This window comes from Streptomyces sp. NPDC090021, from assembly GCF_044748225.1.
Taxonomy (GTDB): Bacteria; Actinomycetota; Actinomycetes; order Streptomycetales; family Streptomycetaceae; genus Streptomyces.
Window position 1 is genome coordinate 19,992 of sequence record NZ_JBIVFO010000051.1, and the last position, 13,973, is coordinate 33,964.

The following is a 13,973-nucleotide window of genomic DNA, read 5'->3' on the forward strand; positions in this document are numbered from 1 at the left end:
CCGGGGGCCTCGCCCCCTTTCCGCTCAGGTGTGGAGCTGCCGCCACCAGGACGCCAGGGCCGGCGGGACCGGGGCCTCGGCGGCACTGGGGTGCTCGGCGTACCGGAGCGCGAACCGGGCATCGGGCGAAGGGAGTTCGTACCGGTTGCGCGGACTGGCGTACCGGGGCGCACCGGCCTGCCAGGCGATGGAGCCGGCCACGTAGTGACCCAACGCCGCGAGGTGACGGTGCAGTGCGCCGTCGTCATGGCCCGCCTCGTGCGCCAGCCGGGCCCGCAGCCCGGTGAAGAGGACCATCACCCGGTCACGCAGGGCCACGGCGAGCGGTACCGCCTCGGCCGGGGAACAGCCCTCCTGCTGCGCGAGGACGTTGACGAGGTTCACCTCGCGCGGCTCCAGATGGTCGTCCTTGTCGTAGGAGAACAGGTCGTTGTCCGCGCTGACGACGAAACCGGCCGCGTCCGTCAGGGCCGTCAGCGCGGGAGAGCACAGGACGTCCGCCGGCAGCCGGTCCCCACGGGCGACGTCCGACCAGGTCAGCGAGAAGCGGGTGCCGTTCGCCAGCGGCCCCATGGCGACGAAGTCGTTCAGCCCCGGCATGGAACCCGCCTCGGCCCGGGCGGACCGCCAGGCCGCTCCGAGCAGCCAGTCCCTGGTCCCCTCGACGAACCTGCGCAGTTCGTACGGGGTGAGCATGGCGTGGGTACGGCCCACCAGGTCCAGCAGGGCCCGGGTCATGGGCCCGTCGGGCAGCACGGCCGCCCCGGGGTCCTCGACGGTCCGCAGCAGCCGCACCCCGTGCTCGACGACGGCCGCCGTGTCCGCCTCGTGGGCACCGGAGTCCTGCCAGTCGTCGACGGCGTTCGCCCAGTAGTTCCACTGCGTGAACAGCAGGACGGCGTCCACGTCCCCGTCGGGGATGATCCGGCAGGAGAAGTCGGCGCTGTGGGTGGCCAGTCCCCACGCGCGCTCGACCGGATCCGGGTACAGGCCGAAGGCGTCCAGCCACTCGACGGCCCGGGTCTCCACCTCCTTCGCCCGGGGATGGAGGAGGTCGCGCGGCAGCGGGCAGTAGAAGGACGGCAGGCCCGGACCGAGGCGCGAGGGCCGTGGCGGCGCGGTCATCGGCCACCGCCGATCCGGAAACGCAACAGCCGTGTCTCCACGGCGTGTTCGCGCCAGAGCCGGAAGAACTTGCTGTGCGCGATCGTCGACTGTTCGAGCCGGTCGTCCGTCCAGGCCCCGGCCTCGGCGCCGGAGCCCGCTCTGAGCCGGTCGAGTTCGGCGGTGTTCCACGCCATGGACTGCACCCAGAACTCCGCCACGGCGTCCGTCACGTCCTCGTCCTGCACCAGCTCGAAGCCGGCCGCCTCGGCCGCGGCCAGGTACTCCCCGCGCCGTCCCAGCCGTGTCCGGTAGTAGCCGTCCATGAACTCCCGCCACTCGGAGGCGCCCGCGAAGTGCTCCTGGATACCGAACCAGCCGCCGGGCACCAGCGCCTTGGCGACGACCTCGAACAGGCGGGCCCGGTCGGTGTAGCCGCTGCTCTCGTTGGCGTAGACGGCGTCGTACGCGTGTGTCTCGTCCAGGTCGTGCACGTCCGCCAGAACGGGCCTCACCCGGTCGGCCACTCCGGTGTGCAGGGCGAAGTGCCGCACGATGGGCAGGTGTTCGGCCGCGACGGTGAGACCGGTGACCGAAGTCCCGTGCTCCTGGGCCCAGTAGAGCGATGTGCCGCCGAGCCCGCAGCCGATGTCGAGCAGGCGCCGGGGAGGCGTCTCGTACGCGCCCCAGGTGCGGGCCGCGTGGTCGACTATCCGCTCCTGAGCGGCGAACAGTCCCTGTTTCAGGGTGTCCTGGGCGACGGTGGTCTCCGGTGGGCCGTCCGGGTACAGCCCCACGTGGAAGTGGACGCGTGGGCCCGGACCGTACTTGTGCAGTATCTCCTGGGTCTTGCGGCTGTAATAGAGGCGCACCGGGTCGTCCGCGGCCGAACCGGGGTCGCCGCATAAGGTCCGTACGAAGGGTGTAACGCGCATGGGGTGTCCGCCCTTTCGTGGGGTAGGGCTGCCCTCCGGGACGCGCCGCGCCGCTCTCGTGGCGTCCCGAACGGCACACTGTTGAAGCACGGACCATCGTGGCACTTCACGGGCACCACGTCAGCCCGCAGGAGCAGCACGGTACCGTCAAGATCCTTGCTCTGAGTGCTGGTTGGCGTCACGCGTGGGCGTGTTCCGGCGCCGGGGAGGATGTCAGCCGGAGGAACGACCGGGCGTCGGCCACGGCCGCCCCGCCCGCGTCGTTGTTGAAGTAGGCGTAGACGTCCGCGTCCGCCGGCCAGGTGTCCGCGATCCGGGCCGCCCAGCTGCGCAGGGCCGTTCTGCCGTACCGGGGTGCGGGGCGGGCGCGGCCCTCGTGGAACCGTACGTACCCCCAGTCCGCGGTGCGCCACAGTGGCGTCACGGGCCGCGACCCGCGATCGGCCCAGCACAGGGCCGCGCCGCGGCCGGTCAGGACCGAGCGCACCTCCGGCGTCCACCAGGACGTGTGCCGGGGCTCGACCGCGACGCGCGTACCGGCCGGGAAACAGGCCAGACACGCGTCGAGCGCGTCCGGGTCGGCCGGCAGGGTGGGCGGCAGCTGGAGCAGGACCGGTCCGAGCCGGTCGCCGAGGTGGACGGCGTGCGCCATCAGCCGGTGCACCGGCTCGGCCGACTCGCGCAGGCGTTTGACGTGCGTCAGGAAACGCCCGGCCTTGACGGACATGACGAAACCGGACGGGGTGCGGGCGCGCCACTGGGCGAACGTTTGGGGTGACGGCAGCCGGTAGAAGGCGGCGTTGCTCTCCACGGTGCGGAAATGAGCGGCGTACTCCTCCAGCCACAGGCGCTGCGGCCGGTCCCGCGGATAGAGGACGCCCGACCAGTCGCGGTACTGCCAGCCGGACGTGCCGACGTGCACGGTCATGCCGTGCGCCTGCCCGCCGCGCGGCCCGGCACACCTCCGCCCCGGTGCGAGGAGGAGGCCGCCGTGCGCCGAGGCCCGCGGAGGTGACGTCGTCCAGCGTGTAGTGGATCCGCCGGGCGAGGAAGGCGCCGTCACGGTCCAGGTCCCGCATCACGGCAGCCGCGGCCACCGTCTTGAACAGCGAGCACATCGGGAACAGCTCGTCGGCGCGGTACCGCACCGTCCGGCCCGTGCCCGTGTCCCGCGCGTACGCCCCCACCCGCGCGCCGTACTCCCGCTCCAGCGCCCGCAGCCGCCGGACGGCCTCGCCCTCCGCGCCGGGCGTCGCCGCCCGGGCGTCGCCGCCCGGGCGGCGACGCGGTCAGCGCCACCCCCGCTCCCGGAGTCAGTACGGCACGACGGGTCTGCTCCACGTCGCCTCTCCTCTTCCCTCGGCGGTCACGTGGTGACAAAGCCGCCAAAGATGATCAATCCGGTTGCGTCCCCCGCGCCCCGCCCCCGCCGCCGCCCCGGGTCAGTGGCCCAGGGCGGCGGCGGGGCCCTGCTCGCGCACGGCCCAGGGGGAGCCGTACGCCGTCAGCAGGTCGAGGAACGGGAGCGGCGGCAGGGCCTCGGGGCCCAGGACACCGGACCCGGACCACACGCCGGTCGCGAGGAGTTCGAGGGCCACCACCGGGTTGACGGCGGTCTGCCAGACGACGGCCTGCGAGCCGTACTCGCGCATGGACCACTGGTTGTCGACCACGTGGTAGAGGTACACCTCGCGCGGCCGGCCGTCCTTCGTGCCCTTGACCCAGGTACCGGCGCAGGTCTTCCCCGTCATGCGGTCCCCGAGCGTCGCCGGGTCGGGCAGGCAGGCGGCGACCACGTCACGCGGCGAGACCCGCACCTCGGCGCCGTCCTCCCCGCGGACCGGGACCCGGACGGTGGAGTCCAGGCCCAGCGCGTGCAGCGCCTTGAGCTTGCCGATGAAGTCGTCGCCGAGGCCGTACTTGAAGGTGACCCGGCGGGCCCCGACCCAGCGCGGGACGAGGAGGACCTCCTCGTGCTCGACGTTGACGCACTCGACCGGCCCGATGCCCTCGGGGAAGTCGAAGACCTCCGGCTCGCTGAACGGCTCCGTGGTGAACCAGCCGCGTTCGCTCTCGTACACCACAGGCGGGTTCAGGCACTCCTCGATGGTCGTCCAGATGTTGAAGGACGGTGCGAAGTCGTAGCCCTCGACGGTCAGGTTCGCTCCGTCACGGATGCCGATCTCCTCGATGTCGTCGAAGAGCTCGTCGGCCGCGTAGCGGGCGAAGACGTCCGACAGCCCGGGCTCGACACCCATGCCGACGAGCGCCAGGCGGCCCGACTCCTCCCACTCCGCGGCCCGCTCGAACTGCTCGTCGCCGAGCTTCACCCCGCACTCGCCGTGCGGGTTCTCCGGGTGCGGGCGGGAGAGGGACATCGCCATGTCGACGTAGTGGCTGCCCGCCGCCAGCGCGGCATGGAACAGGGGCATCACGAAGCGCGGGTCGGTGGCGTTCATCAGTACGTCGCATCCGCGCTCGGAGAGCAGCCGGGTGACCGCCGCCTCGTCGGAGGCGTCAACGCGGCACGCGCTGAAGCGCTGCTCGTCGGCGCCCAGGGCCGTGACGGCGGCCTCCGCGCGGGCCAGGTCGTAGTCGGCTACGACGAAGTGGTCGAAGAAGCCGCGGCGGGCGGCGATCCTGGTGATCGCGCTCCCGACACCGCCGGCACCCACAAGCAGAACACGCATGGCTCGGTCCTTTCTCGGTGAGGCGTCCGCCTCAGGGGGCTGATGCAACCGCGCGCCCCGAGTTAAGGTCAATGGTGTTGGCATAAGGGTCGGCTGTCACGGAGGCGGGCGAGATGGCGAAGAACGTGGTGCCGGAGGAGGCCCGCAGGCGGCGTCGGCCGACGCGGCAGGGGACAGTGCTCTCGGAGAAGCTGATCGTCGAGACGGCACTGCGGATGGTGCGCGAGCACGGCAGCGCGGGCCTGTCCGCCCGGCGGCTCGGCGCGGCCCTGGGCGCGGACCCCAGCACCCTCTACCGGTACTTCGAAGGCATGGACGGGCTCACCCTGGCCATGGGCGAGGAGCTGATCGGCCGGGCGCTGGCCGGGTGGGCCCCCACCGGACGGTGGCGCGACGACCTCCGCGCCCTCGGGCTGCGCATCCACGCTGCCTACCTCGCCCACCCGCAGGCCGCCCTGCTGACCGCGAGCCGGGTCACCGGCCGCCCGCGGGAGATCGCGGCGGACGAGGCGATCCTGGGCATCCTGCGCGGTGCCGGGTTCGGCGACGAGGACGCGGTGCGGATCTACCACGCCTACATCGACCAGAGCCTGGCCTTCGCGGCCCTCGACGCGGGCCCCCTCGCCCTGACGGACCGGGCCCGCGCGTCCGACGAGGAACGCTGGGAGTCGACGTACGCACGCCTGCCGGCGGACGACTACCCGAACATCGCGGCCACCGCGGGGCTGCTGGCCGCCCGGATGCCCCACAGCGCCTACCCGGTCGCGCTGGAGATGCTGCTGGAGACCGCGGAGCGGCAGCTGGCGGACGCCCGGGGCTGAGCCGGGCCGGGGCCGGGGTCGGTTCTGGGCCGGATCTGGGCCGGTCCGGATCTGGACCGGGGCCGGATCCGGACCGGGGAGCTTATGCCGGTCCCCTCGTCGGCGCGGGCATGCTGGTCTGGCTGCTGGTGGAAGCGGTCGCCGACATGGCGGACCCGGCCAACTCGTACGCTGGAACCGCGTGGTTCGGCCTCGGCCCGCCCCTGGTCATCGCCCTCGGCCTGAGCCTGGCCGGACTCCTGCTGATGCTCGCGCGCCGCGCCGTCTCCGGCACCTTCTGGACCGAGCGGCCCACCGCCTGGCCGGCCCCCTCGGCCGCCCGGGCCCAGGACGTTCCGGAGGCCGCGCCGCGGGAGCCGGCCGGTTCCGCCGCGCGGGACTGAACCGACGCTGCCGCAGCGGACCGTTCACCTGCGCAGGGCGGCGCCCGGTGCGTCCGTCCGGGTCACAGGCCGCCGCCCGTCACGAGGTCCCGGGCGCGGTCCACCAGGCCGAGGCGCGGGGCGAGCGGCACGGCCGCCGGCGGAGCGCTGCGACGAGCCGGTCGGAATCGGGCCGGTCGGAATGGGGCCGGTCGGCTCCCGGTCCGCGTCTGCCCGCCGCCGCGCCCGGCTGACGCAGGCCCCACGCGTTAGCCGGGCGCCGGACCGGGCAGGCGCAGGGCGGAACGGGAAGCGGAACAGGACCCGGAACAGGACCCGGAACCGCCCAGGAGGAAGCGATGAAGGCCTCGACCGTCGCGTACAAGCCCGTGGGGATGGTCCTCGGCGCCCTCGGAGGCGCGCTGGCCGGCATCGCGTTCAAACACCTGTGGATGCGGCTCGGCCACGAGGACGACGCACCGAACGCTACCGACGAGGACCGGAGGTGGCGCGAGATCCTCATCGCCGCGGCCCTGCAGGGCGCCGTCTTCGCCGCGGTCAAGGCGGCCGTCGACCGCGGCGGAGCCGTGGCCGTCAGGCGCCTCACCGGCACGTGGCCGGACTGACCGGCTCCGGCGCGGCCGATCGTGAGCCCCGGCGCGTGCCGACCGTGAGTGCGCGGCTGCGGACCGCGACGCCCTGCCCGGGCGTACGGTACGTTGCCCCCCATGACCGCACTCGAACACGTTGCCTGGCCGGCCGCCCCCTTGCGGACCGAGCGGCTCGTGCTCCGCGAGTCCGAGGCGCGGGACCGCCCGGCGTTCATCGAGCTGTTCGCCTCGCCGGAGGTGCGCACCTACCTGGGTGGCGCTCGCCCACGTGACGAGCTGGACCGCGCGATGCCCGCGGTGCCCGGGCGGCGGCCGGGATTCTTCGTGGTGGACCTCGACGGCACCATGATCGGCATGATCACGCTCGACCCGCGCGACACGAGCCGTCCGGGGCGCGTCCGTCCGGAGGCCGGCGAGACCGAACTGAGCTACACCTTCCTGCCGCACGTCTGGGGCCGCGGCTACGCGGCGGAGGCCTGCGCGGCGGCCCTCGACTGGTTCACCGCGGTGCGTCCCGGCGAGCCCGTGGTCCTGTGCACCCAGAGCGCCAACGACCGTTCCCTGAGCCTCGCGGCGAAGCTTGGCTTCACGGAGGTGGAGCGGTTCGAGGAGTTCGGCGCCGAGCAGTGGTTTGGCGTGCGCTCCCCGATCGCCCCCTCGGCCTGACCGGTCCGCCGCCGGACACCCCGCCCGGCGTGAAGCCGAACCGGTCGGTCCGGAGGGCCTCCTCGATGTCCCCTGCCACGCCCGGCGATCCGCTCACGAGCGCCCCGGTGCACCGGTGCAATTCGGAAGCCCCCGGGTGCGGGGTCCGCCGCAAGGTCGAGGATCGGCCATATCAGTGGCGCGATATACACCTTAATTCGATCACGACATCGTGCTTGGATGGCGCCGCCACGGTAATTCGTTTACAGCTTAACGGTTTTGACGAACCGGCGGTAACTCCGCGAAGCGCCCAGGTTACGGAGAAGGGAGAAAAGGTCGGCGGGAAGGAAAGGATTCATCCGTCGACTCGACTTACGCAAGATCCGTTATGTAGTGTTCCCGTTATTCACCGCCCAACGGGGGGCGGACGGCGACCTCGGGATTGGTCCGGACTATTTCCGGCGTGTGACGAACTCGAAGAACCGGCAGACCACCGCCCCCGCCATGCTCCCCATTGGGGGAATGCGTGTCCCGACACGGGGGATCAATCATCCGGTTCCAGCTATTGGGGCCCTTGAGCATTGCGCACGGCCCTGAAACCGTCGTCCTCAAACCGTCCAAGCCGACCAGTCTTCTCGCCGCACTTCTGCTGCACCCGAACGCGGTGGTGTCGACCGCCTACCTGCTGCGCGCCGTATGGGACGAAGAACCGCCCGCCACGGCCCGCGCCGCCCTGCAGACGTGCGTCCTGCGGCTGCGCCGACTGTTCGCCAAATACGGCATATCGGCGACCACCATCGAGGCCGTCCCGGGTGGATACCGGATGCACTGCGACACCGGAACCCTCGATCTCGTGCAGTTCCGTACGCTCGCGGCCCGCGCCGGGGCGGCGGACGGCCCGGGGGAGGAGCTCTACCGGCTGCGCGAGGCGCTCTCCCTCTGGCAGGGCCAGCCCCTCGCCAACGTTGCCTCGCACATGCTCCAGGACGACGCGGTGCCCGCCCTCGAACAGGAACGGCTGCGGGTGCTGGAACGGGTCTGCGACCTCGAACTCGCCGCCGGCAACTGCCACCAGGTCCTCGTCGACCTGTACGAGAGCGCCCGCCGGCAACCGGTGCGCGAACGGTTCACCGAACAGCTCGTCGAGGCGCTCTACCGCACCGGACGGCAGGCCGAAGCGCTCGCCGAGTACCGCACGGTCCGCGACCGGCTCCGGGACGAACTCGGCATCGACCCCGGGCCGGGGCTGCGCCGCCTGGAGCTCGCCATCCTGCGCGCGGAGGAGTTGGCGCCCGCCCCGCCGGAACCCGCGCGCCCCGCCGGCGCGACCGGGGTCCCCGCGCTGCCCTCGGGTGCGTCCGCCCCGGCCCGGCCGTCCCGGGCGGTACCGCCCGTCCCCGCCTTCGCCGGGCGCGCGAGCGACCGCAGGGTCATGGCCGCCCGGCTCACCGCCCCCGACGGACCGCGCCTGGTCGTCGTCTCGGGGGCGCCTGGCATCGGCAAGTCCGCGCTCGCCCGCCAGACCGCGCACGAGGTGCAGGAGTCCTTCCCCGGCGGCGTGTTCACCGTCCAACTGGTCCGGCCGGACGGCACCCCGGTCACCGTCGAGGAGGCGGTGCGGCTCGTGCCGGAGCCCGCACGGGAGCGCAGGCTGGTCGTCCTGGACGGCGCGGCCGGCGCCTGGCAGGTGCTGCCGTTGCTGTCCGCGGCGGAGGACGCCGCCGTCCTCGTGACCAGCAGGCGCCAACTGGCTGCGGTCGTCGCCACGCACGGCGGCGCCGTGCACCGGCTCGACGTGCTCCGGTCCGCCGAGGCGTACGCACTGCTCGCGGGACTCGTCGGCGCCGAACGGGTCGCGGCCGAGCCCGCCGCGACCCGTGAACTGGCCGCCGTGTGCGGCCACTTCCCGCTCGCCCTGCGGATCGCCGCAGGGCGGCTGCTGACCCGGCCCGGCCTCTCGGTCGCGGCCTGCGCGGCCTGGCTCGCCGAGGATCCCACGGCGCGGCTGGCGCTCGCGGAGGACGCCGGGCTCTCCGTACCCCAGGTACTGGGGCAGGCCCTCGACGCCCTCGCCCCCGACCTGCGGGAGGCGTTCCTCCGGCTGGGTGCCCGCGCCGGGGCCGGGGACCCGTCGGCCGGGGAGGACGAGTCGGTACTCGAACAGCTCGTGGAGGCGGGGCTGTTGGAGGACGGGCCGCCCGGCCCGTACCGCATGCACGAGCTGCTCCGCATCTACGCGCGTCGGCGCGCCCGCAGGCACGAGAGCACGGCGGCGGCAGCGCCGCGCTGACTCCTCCGGCCCGTGCCGGGGCCGCACGCCACGGCTCCCGCCGTCCGTGCCCTCCCGCTGCATCCCGTTCCCCGCACCGCCCCCGTTCCCTCCCCGTTCCAGGCTTCCCCCGATCCCGCCCAGACCGCACCCAGGGGTGTTCCCATGGCCCACGCCAGCTACCAAGCCGTTGCCGCGACCCGTCCCCGGATCCGCCGGGACGTGCTGTTCACCGAGACGCCGGACGGCGTGCTGTTCCACAACGCGGACGGCGGCTTCCGCCTCACCGCCAAGTCCGCGTACCGCTTCGCGACGCTGATCGTCCCCCACCTCACCGGTGAGCACTCGGTCGACGACCTGTGCCGGGGCCTCGGCGAAGCACAGCGGGCGATGGTCGGCGAACTCGTCCGGACCCTGTACGACCGGGACTTCGCACGGCCCGTCACCACCCCCGCCGGACCGGCGGCCGCGCAGGCCGCTCCCGCCCCCGACGTGGCCCGCCGGTACGCCCCCCAGATCGCCTACGCCGACCACTACGCCGACGACGCCGAAGCCCGCTTCCTGCGCTTCCGGGAGACCCGCGTGGCCGTGCTCGGGGACGACGACGTCGCCCGCTGGTGCGCGTCGAGCCTCATACGCAACGGCTGCGCGGTCGTCGGTGTGACACCTGCCCTCGCCACGCCCGCCCCCGCCACCCCCGCGCCCGACACCCCTACGCCGCCCGCCCCCGCCACCCCCGCGTCCGGCACGCCCGCGCTCGACGCCGAGGTGGCCGAGGCCGTCGCCGACGGCTGCCCGGCCGAGCTCCGCACCCTGCCGGTGGCCCCCGGGCGGGAGCCCGCCTGGACCGACCTGTCCGACTACGACCTCGTGGTCGTCACCGGTGGCCGTACCGCGCCCGCCCGCCTGCTGCCGCTGCTGCGCGCCGGCGTCCCGGCCGGCCGCACCCTCCTGCCGGCCTGGTCCTACGGCTCCGACGCCGTGATCGGCCCGCTCATGACGCCCGGCACCGCCGGCTGCTGGGCCTGCGCCGCACTTCGGCTCGGCTCGGCCGCCGGCCGGGACGGCGCCGCGGCGGCCGAGCTGTGGAGCACCCTGGCCCTGCCGGGCGGGCCCGCCGCGTCCGGCCCGGAGCCCGGCGGGCCGCTGGCCGCGATGATCGGCAACCTGCTCGGCTACGAGGTCTTCCGGGCCACCTCCGGAGCCCTGCCCGCCGAGACCGCCGGCCAGGTCATCGTGCAGGACGTGGCCTCGCTGGACGTCACCGCGGAGCCGCTCCTGGCCCACCCGCGCTGCCCGTTCTGCGCCCCGGACACCGAGACGGCGAGCCGGCCCGTGGCCCCCGTGGCCCCCGTGGACCTCACCGAGGCCGGCACCACCGGCACGCCCGCCCTGCCCACCCTGGAGACCGCACGCGCGGCGGACGCCCTGGTGGAGGAGCTGAACCGGCGCTCCGAGGCGCTCGTCCGCCCGTACACCGGCGTCTTCACGCGCTACGCCGACGAGCCGCTGACCCAGATCCCCCTCAAACTGACCGCGGTCGAGCTCGGCACCGGCCCCGCGCGCTCCCGGTCCGTCGCGGCCTTCGACGTCCACCATGTCGCCGGGGCCCGGATGCGGGCCCTGGACGCCGCGGCCCTCGTCTACGCCGAGCACGTCGTCCCCGCGTACGGCGTCACCACCCGCGACGGGGGCGCGGACGCGGCAGCCACGGCGGTCGCGGAAGGCTCCCTGACGATCGCCTCCGGTCTGCCGGGCACGGCCGCCGCCTGGCAGCGGGCCGTCTCCCTCGTCACGAAGGAGTCCGCCCTCGTGCCGGCGGGAGCCGTCCGCCCCTTCGGCCCGCACAACGCCGACCGGCTGTTCGAACGCACCAGCGCCGGCGCCGGCGCCGGCCCCTCGCCCGCCGACGCGGCCGCCGCGGGCCTGCTGTCCGCCCTGGCCCACGACGCCCTGCTGCGGGCGGTCCGCGGGGCCGCGGCCGTGCTCGTACCGCTGACGCACGACACGGACGACGCGGCCGGCACAGACGACGCGGCCGGCACCGCCGACGCCGAACTCGTCTTCCTCGTACGGTCGGCGCGGCGGCTCGTGCCGGACGTCGAGCTCCTCGACCTGGGCGAGGCCGCCCGCTCCGGGGTAGCGGTGCTGCTCGCCCGGGCCGGCGAACGCTGGGCCGTGGGCGCCGGCCAGGACCGGCGGACGGCCACCGTGACGGCGCTGCGGGACCTGCTGGGCGCCGTGCAGTACGAGCAGGACGAGGCCGCACCCGGCGGACCGGCCGACACCGGTGATCCGCTGCTGGCCGACCTCGACGCCCGCACGCTCACGACCTCGCCGGACGGCGCGACCACCGACCCCGGCCAGGACGCTGCCGACTGGCCGCAGGTGCTGGACCGGCTGCGCGCCGCGGGCCGCGACGCCTACCTCGTCCCCACCGGAACCCCGGACCTGGCCTCGGCGGGACTCCACACCGCCAGAGTGCTGCTGACCACCGCCCAGGAGCCGGGCGATGACCACTGATCCGCTGACGGCCCACGGACCCGGCCTCGCCGACGCGCTCGGCCCCGACGCGGCGGCCCGTTTCACCGCGCAGCTCGACCGCGCCCTCGCCGAACTCGGCGGCCCCCGCACCACGCCGGCCCCCCTCGGACTCGGCGACGCCTTCACCCGGCCCGCCCCGGAGGGCAGCGACGCGGCGGCCGTGCCCGTACACCTGTACGGCCACCAGGCGGTCGTCGGGCCGCCCGGCGGCTGCGCCCGCTGCCTGGAACGCCGCTGGCAGGCGGTACGGTCCGTGGCGCTCCGCGACGCCCTCGAACTCGGCGGCGGCACCCGGGCCGCGGGGGACTGGCCCTACGCCCACCCCTTCGCCGCCCTGGCACTGGCCGCGCTGATCACGGCCGCCCGGGAGCCCCGCCCCGGCGCCCCGGCGCCCGGCGTCTTCCCCGACGTCCGGCTGCTGGACCTGCGGACCGGCCGTGTACGCCGGTACCCGCTGGTCCCGGATCCGGAGTGCCCGCTCTGCGCCACCCCCGGCGAGGACACCGCCGCCGCGGCGGTGCCCGATCTGGCTCCGGCGCCGAAACACCGGCCCGGGGTGTTCCGCACCCGGCCCGTCGAGTCGTACGGGATCGACGTGGCGGCCTTCGCGAACCCGCTGTGCGGGGCGCTCGGACCCTCCCTCGTCCAGGACGTCTCGTCCACGTCCACCTCGGCGACCATCGGCTGCTTCTCCATGCGCTCGGGCGAGTACCTGCGCGAGACGTTCTGGGGCGGCCACACGGACTCCTTCGCCCGCAGCGCGCACGTGGGGGTCCTGGAGGGGCTGGAGCGCTACGCCGGGATGCGCGCCCGCTCCCGGACCACGAGCGTCACCGGCTCCCTTCAGCGGTTCGGGGCCGACGCGGTCGACCCGCGGGACGTCGGCCTCTACAGCGAGGCCTTCCACCGGGCGAACCCGCGCGTGCGGCCCTTCGACCCGGAGCGGGAGATCGCCTGGGTGTGGGGCTGGTCGCTGCGCGACCGGGTGCCCCGCCTGGTCCCGGAGATCCTGACGTACTACCACGCCCCCGGCCTGGAGAACCGGTTCGTGCAGGAGAGCTCCAACGGCTGTGCCTCCGGCGGCAGTCTGGCCGAGGCCGCCTACTTCGGCCTGATGGAGGTCGTCGAACGCGACGCGTTCCTGCTCACCTGGTACGGACGGCAGCCACTGCCGGAGATCGACCCGGCGAGCAGCACCCGGCCCTCCACACGCGCGATGGTCGACCGGCTGGCGATGTACGGCTACCGGGCCCGGTTCTTCGACACGCGGATCACCTTCCCGATCCCCGTCGTCACGGCGGTCGCCGAACGCTTCGACGGCGGCCCCGGACGGATGTGCTTCGGGGCCGGCGCCGGGCTCGACCCCGAGTCCGCCCTGGCCTCGGCGTTGTGCGAGATCGCCACGGACGCCGTCAACCTGCCCGGGCGCACCGAGCGCGACGAGACCCGGCTGCGCGCCATGGCGGCCGACTTCGACCTGGTCACGGCACTGCACGACCATCCGCTCGTCTACGGGATCCCGGACATGGGCGTGCACGCGGACTTCCTGCTGCGCAACCCCCGTACCGGCACCACAACCAGCACCGCAACCGGCACCGGCACCGCAACCGGCACCCGCACCGACCGTGAGCGCCTGCGGACCGTCGCCGAGCTGGACCGGACCGACGCGTGGGGCGCTCCCGCCTCCGACGACGTGCGCACCGACCTGGAACGGTGCGTGGCGGCGGTCACGGCCGAGGGGTTCGACGTCGTGGTCGTCGACCAGACGATGCCCGAGCAGCGGGCCCTCGGACTGCACACGGTGAGCGTGCTCGTCCCCGGACTGCTCCCCATCGACTTCGGGTGGTCCCGGCAGCGGGCCCTCGGCATGCCGCGGATGCGGACCGGCCTGTTCACCGCCGGTCTGCGCGAACGGCCCCTGGAGCCCGGCGACCTCAACCCGGCACCGCACCCCTTCCCCTGACCGGCCACCGCCGGCGTCCGCCCCCAACG

The 13,973-nt window shown here is 74.4% G+C and carries 11 protein-coding genes and 1 pseudogene; 7 read left to right on the forward strand and 5 right to left on the reverse strand.

Annotation, left to right across the window (positions count from 1 at the left end):
- Positions 1-24: 24 nt before the first annotated feature.
- The 5 genes and pseudogenes from ACIPXC_RS30905 to ACIPXC_RS30925 form a co-directional block, all read right to left on the reverse strand.
- A complete protein-coding gene (locus ACIPXC_RS30905) occupies positions 25-1,125 on the reverse strand; it encodes a hypothetical protein (protein ID WP_401624648.1) in 1,101 nt (366 codons plus the stop codon).
- On the reverse strand, positions 1,122-2,039 hold the full coding sequence (locus ACIPXC_RS30910) for a class I SAM-dependent methyltransferase (protein WP_401624650.1): 918 nt from the start codon (positions 2,037-2,039) through the stop codon (positions 1,122-1,124). The genes ACIPXC_RS30905 and ACIPXC_RS30910 overlap by 4 nt, the downstream gene beginning before the upstream one ends.
- A gap of 178 nt (positions 2,040-2,217) precedes the next feature.
- Positions 2,218-2,967, reverse strand: a complete 750-nt coding sequence (locus ACIPXC_RS30915; RefSeq protein ID WP_401624652.1) for a DUF72 domain-containing protein — start codon at positions 2,965-2,967, stop codon at positions 2,218-2,220.
- Between the two features lie 133 nt (positions 2,968-3,100).
- Positions 3,101-3,226: pseudogene (locus ACIPXC_RS30920) on the reverse strand (serine hydrolase); the annotation flags it as partial.
- A 255-nt stretch (positions 3,227-3,481) separates the two neighbouring features.
- On the reverse strand, positions 3,482-4,729 hold the full coding sequence (locus tag ACIPXC_RS30925) for a saccharopine dehydrogenase C-terminal domain-containing protein (RefSeq protein ID WP_401624654.1): 1,248 nt from the start codon (positions 4,727-4,729) through the stop codon (positions 3,482-3,484).
- Between the two features lie 113 nt (positions 4,730-4,842).
- Between ACIPXC_RS30925 and ACIPXC_RS30930 the strand changes: the two genes are divergently transcribed.
- The 7 genes from ACIPXC_RS30930 to ACIPXC_RS30960 all read left to right on the forward strand — a co-directional run bounded on the left by ACIPXC_RS30930 (position 4,843) and on the right by ACIPXC_RS30960 (position 13,944).
- The gene (locus ACIPXC_RS30930; RefSeq protein ID WP_401624656.1) at positions 4,843-5,550 is read left to right on the forward strand and encodes a TetR/AcrR family transcriptional regulator; all 708 of its coding nucleotides are present in this window, start codon (positions 4,843-4,845) and stop codon (positions 5,548-5,550) included.
- A 110-nt stretch (positions 5,551-5,660) separates the two neighbouring features.
- A complete protein-coding gene (locus ACIPXC_RS30935) occupies positions 5,661-5,933 on the forward strand; it encodes a hypothetical protein (protein WP_401624658.1) in 273 nt (90 codons plus the stop codon).
- 338 nt (positions 5,934-6,271) lie between these two features.
- The gene (locus ACIPXC_RS30940; RefSeq protein WP_401624660.1) at positions 6,272-6,538 is read left to right on the forward strand and encodes a DUF4235 domain-containing protein; all 267 of its coding nucleotides are present in this window, start codon (positions 6,272-6,274) and stop codon (positions 6,536-6,538) included.
- Positions 6,539-6,640: 102 nt separating this feature from the next.
- Positions 6,641-7,189: a GNAT family N-acetyltransferase gene (locus ACIPXC_RS30945; protein WP_401624662.1), complete on the forward strand. Its 549-nt coding sequence runs from the start codon at positions 6,641-6,643 to the stop codon at positions 7,187-7,189.
- A gap of 553 nt (positions 7,190-7,742) precedes the next feature.
- Complete coding sequence (locus tag ACIPXC_RS30950; protein WP_401624664.1) at positions 7,743-9,458, forward strand: BTAD domain-containing putative transcriptional regulator; 1,716 nt, start codon at positions 7,743-7,745, stop codon at positions 9,456-9,458.
- Positions 9,459-9,602: 144 nt separating this feature from the next.
- Positions 9,603-11,960, forward strand: coding sequence for a TOMM precursor leader peptide-binding protein (locus tag ACIPXC_RS30955; protein ID WP_401624666.1), 2,358 nt, complete (start codon positions 9,603-9,605; stop codon positions 11,958-11,960).
- A complete protein-coding gene (locus ACIPXC_RS30960; RefSeq protein ID WP_401624668.1) occupies positions 11,950-13,944 on the forward strand; it encodes a TOMM precursor leader peptide-binding protein in 1,995 nt (664 codons plus the stop codon). Before ACIPXC_RS30955 ends, ACIPXC_RS30960 begins: the two co-directional genes overlap by 11 nt.
- Positions 13,945-13,973: the final 29 nt, after the last annotated feature.

Bases quoted from the DNA above. Each gene is read 5' to 3' on its own strand.
- ACIPXC_RS30905 (WP_401624648.1), bottom strand. From the start codon at position 1,125: ATGACCGCGCCGCCACGGCCCTCGCGCCTCGGTCCGGGCCTGCCGTCC.
- ACIPXC_RS30910 (WP_401624650.1), bottom strand. From the start codon at position 2,039: ATGCGCGTTACACCCTTCGTACGGACCTTATGCGGCGACCCCGGTTCG.
- ACIPXC_RS30915 (WP_401624652.1), bottom strand. From the start codon at position 2,967: ATGACCGTGCACGTCGGCACGTCCGGCTGGCAGTACCGCGACTGGTCG.
- ACIPXC_RS30925 (WP_401624654.1), bottom strand. From the start codon at position 4,729: ATGCGTGTTCTGCTTGTGGGTGCCGGCGGTGTCGGGAGCGCGATCACC.
- ACIPXC_RS30930 (WP_401624656.1), top strand. From the start codon at position 4,843: ATGGCGAAGAACGTGGTGCCGGAGGAGGCCCGCAGGCGGCGTCGGCCG.
- ACIPXC_RS30935 (WP_401624658.1), top strand. From the start codon at position 5,661: ATGCTGGTCTGGCTGCTGGTGGAAGCGGTCGCCGACATGGCGGACCCG.
- ACIPXC_RS30940 (WP_401624660.1), top strand. From the start codon at position 6,272: ATGAAGGCCTCGACCGTCGCGTACAAGCCCGTGGGGATGGTCCTCGGC.
- ACIPXC_RS30945 (WP_401624662.1), top strand. From the start codon at position 6,641: ATGACCGCACTCGAACACGTTGCCTGGCCGGCCGCCCCCTTGCGGACC.
- ACIPXC_RS30955 (WP_401624666.1), top strand. From the start codon at position 9,603: ATGGCCCACGCCAGCTACCAAGCCGTTGCCGCGACCCGTCCCCGGATC.
- ACIPXC_RS30960 (WP_401624668.1), top strand. From the start codon at position 11,950: ATGACCACTGATCCGCTGACGGCCCACGGACCCGGCCTCGCCGACGCG.